The following is a 13,541-nucleotide window of genomic DNA, read 5'->3' on the forward strand; positions in this document are numbered from 1 at the left end:
ACCGGACGCTCGGTCACGCGGGTCGGCCACTCTCGGTCTCGGCCTCGGCATCGGTCTCGGTCTCGGTCTCGGTCTCGGTCTCGGTCTCGGTCTCGGTCTCGGTCGGAGCCTCCAAGGCGGTCACCCAGGCGTCCAGCACACCGACCACCGTGACTGCGGGCGCCCGCAGCAGGGCCGACGCCACCGTCCGGACGAACAGCCGGTGCCGGTCGTCCGTGAGGTACTCCACCGGGGACTTGCCGTCCACACGGGCGAGCAGCAGTGCCGGCAGCAGCGAGGCGGTCCGCGCCTCCAGGGCGGATCGGGGTTCCCAGTCGACTTGCCGCACGTACTGCGCGACCAGCGCATGGGCGGACCGCAGGAGTTCGGCACGACGGCCGGGCACGACGAGAGTCTTGAGGAGCAGATGGTTGACGCAGAAGGCCAGATCGAAGGCCGGGTCGCCGTACCAGGCGCACTCGGCGTCCAGCAGCACGGGCCCCGACGGGCCGACGAGGATGTTCTTGGGGCTGACGTCGCCGTGCACCAGGGCCAGGCGGGTGCCGGCCGTGCGGTCGGCGAGGCTCTGGAGGATGTCGGCCAGGCCGGGGTGCGCCGCCGCGGTGGCCAGAAGGTACGGCTCGATGCGCAGGGCGTGGAAGTTGGCGTCCGTGGCGAACTCCGCGGCGAGGACCGTGTCACCCGCGCTCGCCGCGTGCAGGGCCCCGAGCACCTCTCCGACGGCCGCCGCGGTCGCCGGCTCCACCTCGCCGGCCAGGAGTTGGGACTTCCACATGGGGTAGCGCTCGGCGGGCAGGTACGCCATCGCGAACAGGCCGGCTTCGGGGTCGTGCGCCAGCAGTTCGGGCACGCTGTCCGGCCGGTGCAGGGAAGCGAACCGCATCCACGCCCATTCGTAGGCGTTGCGCGACACCGGCGCCTCCCAGTCGGCCGCGACCCGCAGCCGGGCCAGGGCCCGCTTGACGCACAACGAGCGCCCCGGCAGGTCCACCCGCCACAGGTCGGAGGAGACCCCTCCGGCCAGCGGCGTCCAGTGCGCGGCTTCGCCGGGGCGTGCGAGCTTGTGTGCGGTCAGGAAATCGGACAGAACGGGGTCCGGCGTCTCCGGCGCGGCTGTGGGGCTCATCGCCGGTCACCCGGTCCGGCGGGCAGACCGCCGGGGTGGTTGCAGGGGTGTGCCGGGTCCTCGCCCGCCAGGATCCGTACAACCTCCTCGGCGGCGCGGCGGCGCAGTTCCGTGACCGAGGCGTCGGAGGAGAAGGCCACGTGGGGGGTGAGCAGCGCACCGGGCTGATCCAGCAACCCGGCGGGGACATGGGGCTCGCTCTCCAGGACGTCGAAGGCGGCTCCGTCCAGCTGACCGCCGTCCAGCGCCTTGATGACCGAGTCGGTGTCCACCAGGCCGCCGCGGCTGACGTTGACCAGCAGCCCGCCCGGCTTCATCAGCGCCAGCTCATCGGCGCCGATGAGGTGGTGGGTGCCGGGCGTCAGCGGCACATGGAGGATCACTGCGTCGCTTCGGCGCAGCAGCTCCTGAAGGTCCACCAACTCGACTCCGGGGGCGTCCTGCGGAGGATGAGGATCGTGGGCCAGGGTCCGGCAGCCGAACGCGCCGAGCTTGCGGGCGGTGGCGCGTCCGATCCGGCCGAAGCCGACGATGCCGCAGGTCAGCGTGGACAACCGGCGCAGCCGGGCGCCGGCCGGGTCCCAGCGACCCGTACGGACCTCCCGGTCGAGGACGGCCAGGCCCCGCGTCCAGGCGAGCACCATGCCGACGGCGTGGTCGGAGACCTCGTCGACGCAGTAGTCCGGAACGTTGGTGACCCACACGCCCCGCTCGGTGGCGGTGTCCACGGCGATGTTGTCGAGGCCCACACCGAGTCTGGCCACGATCCGAAGATCGGGGGACGCCTCGACGGCGAGGGAGGAGACGGGCGCCCAGCAGGTGAGGATGCCGGCGGGCCGGTGCTCGGCGACCAGCTCCTCGATGGCCTCGGCGGAGGCGGGTTCCGCGGGGCCGGACACCAGCGTGTGGCCCGCGCCCTCGATGACGGATCGCTCGACGGAGTCGTCGGGCCAGGCGTGGTCGGTGAGCAGCACGGTGTCTGGGCGGCTCGGTGGTGTCATGGCAGATCGTCCTCGCAGAAATCGTACGGCCGCCGTGGACGGCCGGGTTTGACGTCCGGTCGCGTCCGATCAGCAGGTCTGAGCATCACCCGGGACGGCGGCCGTCGGCTTGTCCGATGGTCCACGGCCGCCATGGGCGCGGGTGAAGGGTGTCGCTGGGCTCGGTCGGGTCTCGCCGGCGCTCTCCGAGTCATGGTCGGAAGGCGCCGGCACAGGCCCCTGGAACTGGGTCACGAGATGCCGGGGCACGTCGAATCACTTTGTCACAGCCACGTGATGCTAACGATAGCACTGCGGGTCTGCGAATCGTCAAGAACGCGGCGTACAGCGGCTCACCCGCACCCCGCACCTCGCCCCGTACCCGAAGCAGACGAACCCGCTCATCGGGGGAAAGCAGTGGAATCCCAGGAAATCCGCGCGTACGTCTTGACGCGCCGGGCGCTTCCCTTCATGGTTTCAGCCAACCCCGACCATGCGGCCGACACGTATCCGCACAATGGTCCGGTTGTCGAAGACGCCATAGCCACGGACGTCCCCGACGGGCGCTATACGGCTGAATTCCGCATGCGGTGTCCGACCGCGCGGTGGCCGATCGCCCGCATTCCGTCAGACGGCGCCGATATCGCCGTCGCCGACTCGAGTCCGTGTTCAGCTCACCGCTTCTTGTCATCGCCGCACGCCCCCGTGCGGCGATGGATCCGCCGCGGCCTGCCGTGGCCCATTCCTCATCAGGAGCCGCAATGCCTCACGCAGCGCAAGTCGACACCAGTGCAGTGCCCGTCAAGGACCCACAGGAACGCCGCCGCCCTCCCGTCTCCCGAGCCATGATCGGCGTGGGCTTCCTGTTGGTGGTCCTCTCCTACATGGTCAACGCGATGGACCGTCAGGTCTTCCCGCCGCTGCTGCCCAACATCCGTGCGGAATACGGCTTCTCCCTGGAACAGGGCGGCCTGCTGGCGACCAACTTCACCCTCGGCATGGCCCTGGCCGGCCTGCCCGCGGGGTATCTGCTGGACCGATTCCGACGCAAGACCGTGCTGCTGGTCAGCATCGTGATCTACTCCCTGGGCACGATGGCCACCCCGCTGGCGACCGGCTTGGCCGACATGACGCTGTACCGGGTGGTCTCGGGCTTCGGTGAGGGCATGCAGTCCGCGGCGATCTTCGCGGCGATGGGTGCCTTCTTCGTCCAGCGACGCGGCCTCGCGTTCGGTGTCATCGGCATGGGCTACTCCGTCGGCGTGTTCGTCGCCCCGCTCATCGGTGTCGGACTGACGAACACGCACGGCACCTGGCACTCGCCCTTCTATCTGTTCGGCACCGCCGGGTTGCTGATCGCCGCCGCCTCCCTGTTCCTCGTGAAGGCCGGTCTGACCGAGCACTCCGCCGAGAAGGCCGTCTCGACCAGCACCTACGAGTACATGCCGGCCTCCGCCTACAACCGCAACACCATCGCGCTGGCCGTCCACTCGGTCGTCAGCGGTGTGGCCATCTACGGATTCCTGGGCCTCTACCCGACGTACCTCATCACCTCGCTGCACTACTCCGCCGATCAGGCCGCGCTGGCGATGAGCTTCCTCGGTTTCGGCGGCATGACAGCCCTGTTCGGCGGCTGGCTCGGCGACCGCGTGAACCAGCGCAACCTGCTGATCCTGAGCCTGCTGGCCGTCTCCGCCATCAGCGTGTGCATCTATGAGACACAGGCGGGGGTCGGCGTGCAGTGTGTGTTCGCCTTCCTCATGGGCGCCTTCGGCCTGGGGTTCATCTATCCCAACAGCAACGGTGCGATGCAGCGCGCCGTCCGGCCGGCGCAGATCGGACGCGCCTCCGGTCTGTTCGTCACCAGCTACTACGGACCGGCGGCGTTCTCGGGTCTGCTCTTCGCCGCCCTGGTGGACTCCTTCGGCTGGGACCGGGCCGGACTCCTGCAGGTCACGCTTCTGCCGCTGGCCGGCGTCCTCGCCCTGGCCTTCGTCCGTCCCGCGCAGTTCAACAGCGCGGTCCGCTGACACACCAAGGGGGCTGCCCACCGCCGAGCGGTGGGCAGCCCCCTTGTGCGGTCGCTCCGCAGGCCTTTGCGGTCAACGGCTCTCGGCCACGACCGGGTTGCGCAGAACGCCGATGCCCTCGATCTCGACCTCGACCTCGTCTCCGGGGCGGATCGGCCCGACACCGGCAGGCGTGCCGGTCATGATCGCGTCTCCGGGCAGCAGTGTCAGGTAGCGGCTGAGGTAGCTGACGAGGTCGGGGACGGGGAGCAGCAGGTCGGCCGTGCTGGCCGACTGCATGACACGGCCGTTCACACGGGTCGTCAACTCCAGTGCGGACGAGTCGAGTTCCGTGGCGATGACCGGCCCGAGGGGAGCGAAGGTGTCCTGGCCCTTCCCGATCAGCAGCGTTCCGTATTTACTTTCCTTGCGCTGGACGATGCGGTCGCTGACATCATTTCCGCATGTATAGCCGAGGATGTACTCATGAGCCTCGGAGGGCTTGACATGGCGGGCTTCCTTTCCGATGACCACGACCAACTCGCCCTCGAAATGGATGAGTTCGCCATCGGTCGGATAAACGATGGCGTCTCCCGGCCCCACCACCGCCGTGCTCGGCTTCATGAAGCACACGGGAACCTCCGGAATCTCACGGTCGGTCTCGTCGACGTGTGAGGCGTAGTTGTACGCGAACCCGTAGATCCGGGGTTTCTCGACCGGCGGGAGAATAACGACGTCGCTCACTTCGTCGACGTGCCCCGCAAGGGACAGCCCCGTAAAGGGATCGCCCTCGAATCGGGCGATGGTGACGTCACCGGGCTCGAGTTCTCCGTAGTGACATACACTGCCGACGGCATACCTGACGATCCGCACGGACACCTCCGTACTTTGGGCAGCCATGGGCGGCTGCACGGCCCATCCAGCAATGCTAACGTTAGCACAATAGGTGATGTCCGAGCCCGCCACCCCGCTCCCCGACCACGCAGCGCAACACGAGTGCTATCGTTGGCATACGGAAAGTGACGACCGCGGGACCAGTCAGCCGGAGGGGACGCTTACGTGATCACGACCAGGGACATCGCCGAGCGTCTCGGGATCTCCGTCTCGACGGTCGGCCGGGCGCTCGCCGACGACGCGCGCATCAGCGAGGAAACGAAGTTCCGGGTCCGCCAGACCGCTTCCGAGATGGGCTACGTCGGCAACCGGGCGGCCCGGATGATGCGCGGAGCGTCCAGCAACGTGGTCGCGCTGGTGATCCCGGACATCCGCAACAGCTTCTACTCGACCATCGCGCACGAGCTCTCCAAGAACATGGCGGCCGAGGGCTTCCAATTGATGCTCTCGGAGACCGACGACGACCGAATGGTGGAGCTGCGCCATCTGCGGGAGCTGTCCGCGAACCGCGTGGCCGGCGTCATCATCGTGCCCACCGCGCGCCCGCACAGCGAGTCCGTCAAACTCCTGCGCGCCGTACCGCACCTGCAGTTGCTGCGCCGCCACCCCTCGCTCGGCTCCCAGTGGTTCGGTGTGGACGACCGCGAGGCTCTGCGCCGGGCCACGGCCCACCTGGTGGCACTGGGACACACCCGCATCGCCTACCTGGGCGGCCCCGAGGAACTGCCCACGGGCGCGGAGCGTCTGAGCGGCTTCCGCGCCGCCCTCGAGGAGGGCGGCCTTGCGGACGACGCCGGACGCGCCGAGCTGGGGCCGCCGTCGTCCGTGCACCACGGGCGCGAGGCGGTGCGTCGGCTGCTGCAGGAGCCGGCCGCTCCCACCGCACTCGTGCTGGGATCGATCCAGCTCACCCTGGGCGTTCTGGAGGAGCTGTCCGCGCAGGGCGTGAAGGTGCCCGGCGAGCTGTCCGTGGTCGGGTTCGGGGACGAGCCCGGCTTCTCCTGGTGGGGGCCCGGGCTCACCACGATCGGCCTGCCGATCCAGGAGATGGCGACCAGCTGCGCACTGTGGCTTCTGCGGCGCCTCAAGAACGAGCCGGAAAACGACGGCCCGTACACGTCGGTCTCCCCCGGATCGCTGATTCTGCGCGGCAGCACGGCACCCGTCGACGGAAAGGTTCCGTCCAAGCCCTCCTGAGCGGGTCGCACCTCGAGCCGCGAACGACCTTGCGCGTGAACACGACGGTGCCCGGAGCAGCGCTCCGGGCACCGTCGTGTTCACCCGCCGCGTCAGTAGGTTCCGCTGCGCAGCCGGCGCATGACGGTTGCGGTGCGCGCGAGTTCCTCGAGCACTTGCCCGGCCGCCGCCTCGTGAATCTTGCCGGGACGGAAGGCGCCGTCGTCGACCTGTTCGTTGACGAAGGGGATGCTCACGGTCGGCCCGATCGGCAGCATTCTGAGGTTCGCCACGACCTGCTTGGCCATCTGCACCGCCCGGGTGCCCGCCGAGACGCCGCCGTAGCTGACGAACGCAGCCGGCTTGTGCTGCCACTCCACCACGAGGTAGTCCCACGCGTTCTTCAGGGGAGCCGGAAAGCCTCCGTTGTACTCGGGGGTGACGAACACGAACGCGTCCGACGTGTCGACGATCCGGCTCCAGGCACGGGTGTGGCTCTTCGTGTACTGCCTCAGGGCGGGCGGATGCGGCTCGTCGTAGAACGGAAGGTCGAGTTCGCGCAGGTCGACCAGGTGTGATTCGAAGTGGTCGCACTCGGAGACCTGGGAGGTGAACCAGTCCGCGACGGATCTGCCCACACGTCCGGGACGCGTGCTGGCCACGACCGTGGTCAGGGTCATGGGTGCCACCAAGGGCTCGGATGTCATGTCGGGCTCGCTTTCCTGTCGGCCGCTATCGGCCCGGCGAGCCCACGCCGCCTGTGCTGTCCGTTCTTCCAGGAGGGGTGGGCCCGCCGGAGTTTTCAGCCACTGCCATGGTTGTGCGAACGATAGCATTGACACGCCGACGACCCAGCCAAAGGGAAACGAGCAACGCGTAGGAGGAATGGAACACTCCTCACCCCTTGACAGGACGGGCTCACAGTTCGCACGATTGCGCTATCGATAGCACAAGGAGAGCCGCAGTGGACGAGCACTCCTCGTCCTCCCGTTTCCCCCTCACGAAGCACCCGGGGCGCCGCACCGATTCGAGTGCCGCCCCGAGAGGTCGGCCCGCGCCCGTTCGCCGGTCGGCAGGCACGGGCCATCACTCAACGCCTCGACCGTCCGACTCCGAAAGGTTGCACCGCAATGACAGACGCGCGGATCGCCAAGCTCTACGGCCGCAGGGTGTGGGACTCACGCGGCCGGCCGACCGTCGAGGTGGAGGTACACCTCGCGGACGGAGCGGTCGGGCGGGCCATCGCTCCGGCGGGAGCCTCGACCGGTCAGGGCGAGGCGCTCGACCTGCGTGACGGCGGCTCGCGCTTCGGCGGACTCGACGTCCGTCGCGCCGTCGGCTCGGTCAACGAGGAGATCGCGCCCGCCCTCCTGGGCCTCGACGCGATCGACCAGGAGTCCGTCGACCGGCTCCTGGTGAACCTCGACGGCACCCCCGACCGCAGCCGCCTGGGCGGCAACGCGATCGTCGCCACGTCCATGGCGGTGCTGCACGCCGCCGCCGCGTCGGCGGGCGTACCGCTGTGGCGGCATCTGTCGGGCGGTCGGCCGGTTCGCATCCCCCTGCCGGAGATCCAGATCTTCGGTGGCGGCGCCCACGCGGACCGTCGCGTGGACGTCCAGGACTTCATGGTCGTCTGCCCCGCGGCACGCAGCTTCTGCGAGGCCCTCGACTGGACGGCTGAGATCTACCGGGCGGCCGGCAGCCTGATGCGCAAGGCGGGCAAGGCACAGGGCGTGGCGGACGAGGGCGGCTTCTGGCCCGCGTTCGACTCCAACGAGGAGGCTTTGGAGACCCTGACCCTCGCCATCGAGACCGCGGGCTTCACGCCCGCCACCCAGGTCGGCATCTCACTGGACATCGCGGCCTCACAGTTCGGCACCGGTGGGCGCTACACGCTGGCCCTGGACGACCGCACACTGGACACCGCGGGGCTGATCGACATGCTCGGCGGCTGGATCGAGCAATACCCGATCCTGTCCGTCGAGGACCCGGTGGGCGAGGACGACCACGAGGGCATGGTGGAGTTCACCCGGCGATTCGGCCACCGCTGTCAGGTGATCGGCGACGACTACCTGGTCACCAACGCCAAGCGCGTCGAGGCGGCGGCCACCAACGGGGCGGCGAACGCCGTCCTCGTCAAGCCGAACCAGGCGGGCACGGTCACCGAGGCCCACCAGGCCCTGCGCGCGGGAAAGGACGCCGGCTTCGCCACCATCGTGTCGGCCCGCTCCGGCGAGAGCGAAGACATCACCATCTCCCACCTGAGCGTCGGATGGGACGCGGGCCAGCTGAAGGTGGGTTCCTTCACACGCTCCGAGCGCATGGCGAAGTGGAACGAGGTTCTGCGCATCGAGGAGGCTCTCGGTGATTCCGCGGAATTCAGCGGCTGGTCCGCCTTCACCTTCCCCGATTCCGCCCCTTCCGTGACCAAGCCGTAAAACAACCCAAAGCATTACAGTCATCGAAATCAAGTGCCGAATGAGCACGGAGACCAGCATGCTGCCACCCGTCAATCTGCGTCCGAGCTTCAACATCACCCGCTCCAGCCATGTCCGGCTCACGGTCGCGGACCTGGCCGAGAGCCGGAACTTCTACGTGAGCGCCCTCGGGCTCGTCGTCAGCGACGAGGACGAGCGCACCTGCTATCTCCGCGGGCTCGCCGAGGCATGCCACCACAGTCTCGTCCTGGAGCTGGACGAGGAGGGCGCCGGTTCCTGTCAGAGGATCGGTTTCCGCGTCTTCCTCGACGAGGACCTCGACATCGCCCACACATGGTTCCGCGACCGGGGGCTGCCCGCGGAGTGGGTCGACATGCCGTACCAGGGCCGCACCCTGCACGTCAGCGACCCGGTCGGTACACCGCTGGAACTCTGCGCGCACATGGAGACGCGCCCGAGGCTGCACATCGACTTCGAGCACTACAAGGGCGCCCACGCGCAACGTCTGGACCACTTCCAGACCTTCGCGCCGAACACCTATGAACTCACCGCGTTCTACGGCGAACTCGGCTTCCGCAACTCCGAGTACCTGGCACACGGCGACACACTGCTGAGCGCGTTCATGTACCGCAAGGGTACGTGCCTGGACCTCGCGATCGTGGAGAACACCGGTCCCGCCCTGCACCACTTCGCCTACACCGTCTCCGAGAGCCGCGACATCTTCACCGCCTGCGACTGGGCGGGCATCCTCGGCTACGGCGAAGGGGTGGAGCGGGGGCCGGGACGGCACGGGCCGGGCGGGATGCTCTTCACCTACCTCCGCGACCCCGACGGTCATCGGGTGGAGGTCTTCAACAGCCACTACCAGACCATCGACACCGAGGTCGAACCGGTGCGCTGGGACGCGGGATCGCTGAGCACCAACGTGCGCTGGGGGCTTCCGGCGCTGGAGAAGTGGTACTTCGAGGCCTCGCCCTTCGTGGGAGTGAAGCAGATCCCGCCGGCCCAGGTGCCGCAGCCCATGACTCTCGAGCGGTTCCTGCTCGAACAGTCCGCCCACTGACCCTTCCGTCCCCCGAGGAGACGACATGGCACGCGTTCCCTACCTTCGCCGCGAGGACGCGGACGAGGCGAACAAGCCCCTGTACGACCGGCTCGAAGCCGAACGCAAAGTACCCACGGCGAACATCTTCCTCGCTCTCGCGGGCGCGCCCGAGCAGCTGGACGGGTTTCTGACCTACGCCAACTCGCTGCGGGCCGCCGACCTCAGCCCCAAGTTGCGTGAGCTGGCCATTCTGACCGTGGGGTACGCGACCCGTTCCGCGTACGAGGTCGCGCACCACCAGTCGCACGGAGCCAAGGCCGGACTCACCGGTGAACAGCTCGCGGCGGTGGCCGACTTCGAGTCGTCCGAGTTGTTCGACGCGACGGAAAAGGCGGTCATGCGCCTCGCCAAGGAGTCCACCCTCCACGTCGATGTCTCTGAGGAGACATGGAGTGCTGCCGCCGATCATCTGACGGACCGGCAGATGGTCGAACTGTCGTTGTCCATCGCCTGGTACAACTCCGGCGTCCGCATCATGGGTCTGCTGGACATCGACCTTGAGGACGCTTACCCGAACCCTTTCCAGAATTCGTAGCTCTCGGCACCGTACTGCCCATCAATACCGGAGTATTTCAATGGCGAAGATGCTCGCTGCACGACTGCACAAGCTCGGTGAGCCGATGTCCGTGGACACCGTCGACGTGCCCACCCCCCGGGCGACCGACGTGCTGGTGCGCGTCAAGGCATGCGGAATCGTGCCGAACATGGCCAACGTGATCAACAACTGGCCCACCTGGTACCCGCACCAGCCGCTGCCCGAGCTGCCCGCGATCTTCGGCCTGGACCCGGCGGGCGTGGTCGAGGCGGTCGGCGAGGCGGTGCTGAACACCAAGCCCGGCGACCGGGTCTATGTGAGCCCGCTGCGCTCCTGCGGCAGCTGTCAGGTGTGCCGCGGAGGCGAGCTCAGCCGGTGCCGCTACTTCACCCTGAACGGCTACTTCAGCACCTCCCGCGACGGCCAGCGAATCTTCGACCTCTACCCGTACGGCGGGTTCTGCGAGTACATGACGGCGCCGCAGCACTCGATCGTCAACATCCCCGAGAACATGACGTTCGAGCAGGCCGGCAAGCTCGGCTACATCGGCACCTCCTACAGAGCCCTCAAGTACGCCGTGGCCGGACCCGGCCAGGTCGCGCTGATCGACGGAATCACCGGCACCCTCGGCGTCGCCTCCACCCTGCTCGCGCTGGCCTCGGGCGTCTCCAGGGTCCTCGGAACCGGCCGCAACGAGGAACTCCTCAAGCGCGTCAAGGAACTGGCCCCTGACCGGATCGAGGTCATGCGGCTGGGCGAGGGTTCCACCGGCGCGTGGGCGAAGTCCCGCACCGGAGGCGAGGGAGCGGACTTCGTCATCAGCGCTCTGGGCGCCAAGGCCCCGGTGGAGACGATGCTGGACTCCATGCAGGGCGTCCGCCGGGGCGGCAGGGTGGTCAACGTCGGGGGCGTGGCCGACCGGTTGCCCGTGGACGTGAAGTGGCTCATGGACGAACAGGTCCACCTGATCGGCTCCAACTGGTTCTCCACCGCGCAGGGCCAGGAAGTCGCCGACATGGTGGCCACCGGAGCCCTGGACCTGTCCTACCTGATCACCAAACCCTTCCCGCTGTCCAAGGTCAACGAAGCGATCTCGGGACGCGCCACGGACCTCGACGGCGGATTCAGCAACTACGTCGTGCTTCCCTGACTCCCCGGACCACCCACACTCACCCCGCGGCGATCCTGTTCTGCCCTGACTGCGCCGCGGGGTGCCCGCACCACAGGACGGAGGAGCCGGTGGAACTGCGCTGGCTGGAATCGTTCGTCGTCGTCGCGGAGGAACTGCACTTCGCGCGGGCGGCGGATCGTCTGCACCTCGCACCGTCGGCACTCAGCGCCCAGATCAGGGCGCTGGAGTCACACCTGGGTGTGCGGCTGATCGACCGGGGGCGACGCACCCGCCCGGCGCTGACCAGTGCCGGGCAGTTGTTCCTCGAAGAAGCGCGGCTGACCCTCGCACAGGCCGCCCGAGCCGTGGCGGTGGGCCGGCGGGCAGGTCGCGGGGAGCTGGGGCACGCCCAGATCGCGTACGTCGCCTCGGCCGCGTTCTCCGGGGTGCTCACCGATGTCCTCACCCGTTGCGCGGCCCCCGGCACCGATCTGACGGTGCAGGTGCGCGAGTTGGAGACACCGGCCCAACTGGAGGCGCTGGCCTGCGGTGACATCGACGTCGGCTTCCTGCGCTGGCGGCCGGAGTACCCGCCCGAGGTCATGGCCACCTGCCTGCTCAGCGAGGACGTCGTCCTGGCACTGCCGGCCGGCGCGCCCCTGGCGGCGTACGAGACGATTCCCGCGGCCATGCTGCGTGACGAGAACTTCGTGGCCCCGCACTTCGACGAGGAGTACGGCTGCCGCGACCAGATCCTGGAAGTGGCCGAGCGGGGAGGCTTCAGTCCCCTTTGCGCTCCCCCGGTACGGGACTACGTCGCCGCGCTGACGCTGGTGGGCGGTGGTCTCGCGGTGGCCCTGGTGCCCGACTCGCTGCGGCGCGTGCACATCCCCGGTGTTGCCTACCGTCCGCTGGCGGACGTATCGCTCACCACCCGGCTGGTCGGTGCCTACCGCAGGGGTGAGACCTCGCCCGCGGTGCGCGGCGTGATCCGCCGGCTGCGGGAGGCCGCGGTCTCGACGGCCGCCCGCTGAGGCCCTGATTCCGATGCTGTCCCGCCCGCCCCGTCCGTCCCGGGCGGGCCGTTCGTCGTGGTCCGCGCAGCGCCGCGCGGGTCGGCCGGTCAGCGTCGAACAGACGCACCTTTGTGCGCGGATGACGCACTGTTTTCGCAGGTCAGAGCAGGTATACCGGTCTACGCTCAACACGGCATCACACACCGTGGCGGCGTCGTTCGACCGCCGCCCGACGGAGGGACAGGCGGAGAAGCACATGACAGCGATCAAGCACGTGGGCGTCGTAGGCGCGGGCCAGATGGGCCGGGGCATCACCGAGGTCTGTGCGCGGGCCGGGCTGCATGTCACGTTGTGCGACGTGACCGAGGACAGGGCCCGGGCCGGGCTGGCGGGTGTGGCGGACTCCCTGCTCAAGGCGGAGAAGCGCGGTGCGATCGCGCCCGAGGACCGCGCACTCGCCCTGGCCGGGGTCTCGGTCACCGACGATCTCTCCCGCCTGTCGAGAGCGGACCTGGTGATCGAGGCCGCCGTGGAGGACGAGCACGCCAAGACCGAACTGTTCCGGCAGCTGGACAAGGTGGTCACGGACCCGGCCGCCGTGCTGGCCAGCAACACGTCCTCCATCCCCATCGCCAGGCTCGCGGCGGCGACCGGCCGGCCGGAGGCGGTGGTGGGCCTGCATTTCTTCAACCCGGTTCCCGTCATGCCACTGGTCGAGGTGATCCCCTCGCTGCACACCTCGAAGGCCACGGAACTGCGAATGCGGGCCTTCGCGGGCGAGGTCCTGGGCAAGAAGACGGTCGTGGCGCAGGACCGCGCGGGTTTCGTGGTCAACTCTCTGCTGGTTCCCTACCTGTTGGCGGCGGTGCGGATGGTGAGCTCCGGTACGGCGACGGCGGAGGACATCGACACGGGGATGACCGCCGGTTGCGCTCACCCCATGGGCCCGCTGCGTCTCGCCGATCTCATCGGGCTCGACACCGTCGCGGCGATCGGTGAAGCACTGTACGAGGAGTACCGGGAGCCGCTGTACGCCCCGCCCCCGCTGCTGCGCCGCATGGTCGAATCGGGGCTGCTGGGCCGTAAGTCGGGGCAGGGGTTCTTCAGCTACCGAGCGGCCTGAGGGCTACGGCGGGCCGCCCGTGGGC

General features: G+C 68.8%; 12 protein-coding genes. 8 read left to right on the plus strand and 4 right to left on the minus strand.

All coding sequences use genetic code 11. The features are described from left to right. Positions 1 to 13: 13 nt before the first annotated feature. Both RNB18_RS27925 and RNB18_RS27930 read right to left on the minus strand, forming a co-directional pair. Entirely contained in the window at positions 14 to 1,126 is a 1,113-nt protein-coding gene (locus tag RNB18_RS27925) for a phosphotransferase family protein (protein WP_311716858.1), read from the minus strand. Beyond that, entirely contained in the window at positions 1,123 to 2,127 is a 1,005-nt protein-coding gene (locus RNB18_RS27930; RefSeq protein ID WP_311716859.1) for a C-terminal binding protein, read from the minus strand. The genes RNB18_RS27925 and RNB18_RS27930 overlap by 4 nt, the downstream gene beginning before the upstream one ends. A gap of 740 nt (positions 2,128 to 2,867) precedes the next feature. Between RNB18_RS27930 and RNB18_RS27935 the strand changes: the two genes are divergently transcribed. Continuing rightward, entirely contained in the window at positions 2,868 to 4,136 is a 1,269-nt protein-coding gene (locus tag RNB18_RS27935) for an MFS transporter (protein ID WP_311716860.1), read from the plus strand. Between the two features lie 72 nt (positions 4,137 to 4,208). On the opposite strand, the gene RNB18_RS27940 is transcribed toward RNB18_RS27935, so the two are convergent. Beyond that, positions 4,209 to 5,081: a fumarylacetoacetate hydrolase family protein gene (locus RNB18_RS27940; protein ID WP_311716861.1), complete on the minus strand. Its 873-nt coding sequence runs from the start codon at positions 5,079 to 5,081 to the stop codon at positions 4,209 to 4,211. A 93-nt stretch (positions 5,082 to 5,174) separates the two neighbouring features. Between RNB18_RS27940 and RNB18_RS27945 the strand changes: the two genes are divergently transcribed. Continuing rightward, the gene (locus tag RNB18_RS27945) at positions 5,175 to 6,206 is read left to right on the plus strand and encodes a LacI family DNA-binding transcriptional regulator (RefSeq protein WP_311716862.1); all 1,032 of its coding nucleotides are present in this window, start codon (positions 5,175 to 5,177) and stop codon (positions 6,204 to 6,206) included. Positions 6,207 to 6,298: 92 nt separating this feature from the next. Here RNB18_RS27945 and RNB18_RS27950 read toward each other — a convergent pair whose 3' ends face one another. Next, positions 6,299 to 6,892 (minus strand): NADPH-dependent FMN reductase, encoded by a 594-nt coding sequence (locus RNB18_RS27950; protein WP_311716863.1) that lies wholly within the window; start codon positions 6,890 to 6,892, stop codon positions 6,299 to 6,301. A gap of 423 nt (positions 6,893 to 7,315) precedes the next feature. Between RNB18_RS27950 and eno the strand changes: the two genes are divergently transcribed. The 6 genes from eno (at position 7,316) to RNB18_RS27980 (ending at position 13,516) form a co-directional block, all read left to right on the plus strand. Then, positions 7,316 to 8,626, plus strand: a complete 1,311-nt coding sequence (gene eno / locus RNB18_RS27955; RefSeq protein ID WP_311716864.1) for a phosphopyruvate hydratase — start codon at positions 7,316 to 7,318, stop codon at positions 8,624 to 8,626. Between the two features lie 40 nt (positions 8,627 to 8,666). Continuing rightward, positions 8,667 to 9,689: a VOC family protein gene (locus RNB18_RS27960; protein ID WP_311716865.1), complete on the plus strand. Its 1,023-nt coding sequence runs from the start codon at positions 8,667 to 8,669 to the stop codon at positions 9,687 to 9,689. Positions 9,690 to 9,714: 25 nt separating this feature from the next. After that, positions 9,715 to 10,266 carry a carboxymuconolactone decarboxylase family protein gene (locus tag RNB18_RS27965; protein ID WP_311716866.1) on the plus strand — a complete coding sequence of 184 codons (552 nt, stop codon included), beginning with the start codon at positions 9,715 to 9,717 and terminating at the stop codon, positions 10,264 to 10,266. 49 nt (positions 10,267 to 10,315) lie between these two features. Further along, a complete protein-coding gene (locus tag RNB18_RS27970) occupies positions 10,316 to 11,416 on the plus strand; it encodes an alcohol dehydrogenase catalytic domain-containing protein (protein WP_311716867.1) in 1,101 nt (366 codons plus the stop codon). An 89-nt stretch (positions 11,417 to 11,505) separates the two neighbouring features. Further along, on the plus strand, positions 11,506 to 12,411 hold the full coding sequence (locus RNB18_RS27975; RefSeq protein WP_311716868.1) for a LysR substrate-binding domain-containing protein: 906 nt from the start codon (positions 11,506 to 11,508) through the stop codon (positions 12,409 to 12,411). Between the two features lie 238 nt (positions 12,412 to 12,649). Then, positions 12,650 to 13,516 (plus strand): 3-hydroxybutyryl-CoA dehydrogenase, encoded by an 867-nt coding sequence (locus tag RNB18_RS27980; RefSeq protein WP_311716869.1) that lies wholly within the window; start codon positions 12,650 to 12,652, stop codon positions 13,514 to 13,516. Positions 13,517 to 13,541 lie beyond the last annotated feature (25 nt).

The sequence above is a fragment of the Streptomyces doebereineriae genome, assembly GCF_031845645.1.
Lineage (GTDB): Bacteria > Actinomycetota > Actinomycetes > Streptomycetales > Streptomycetaceae > Streptomyces > Streptomyces canus.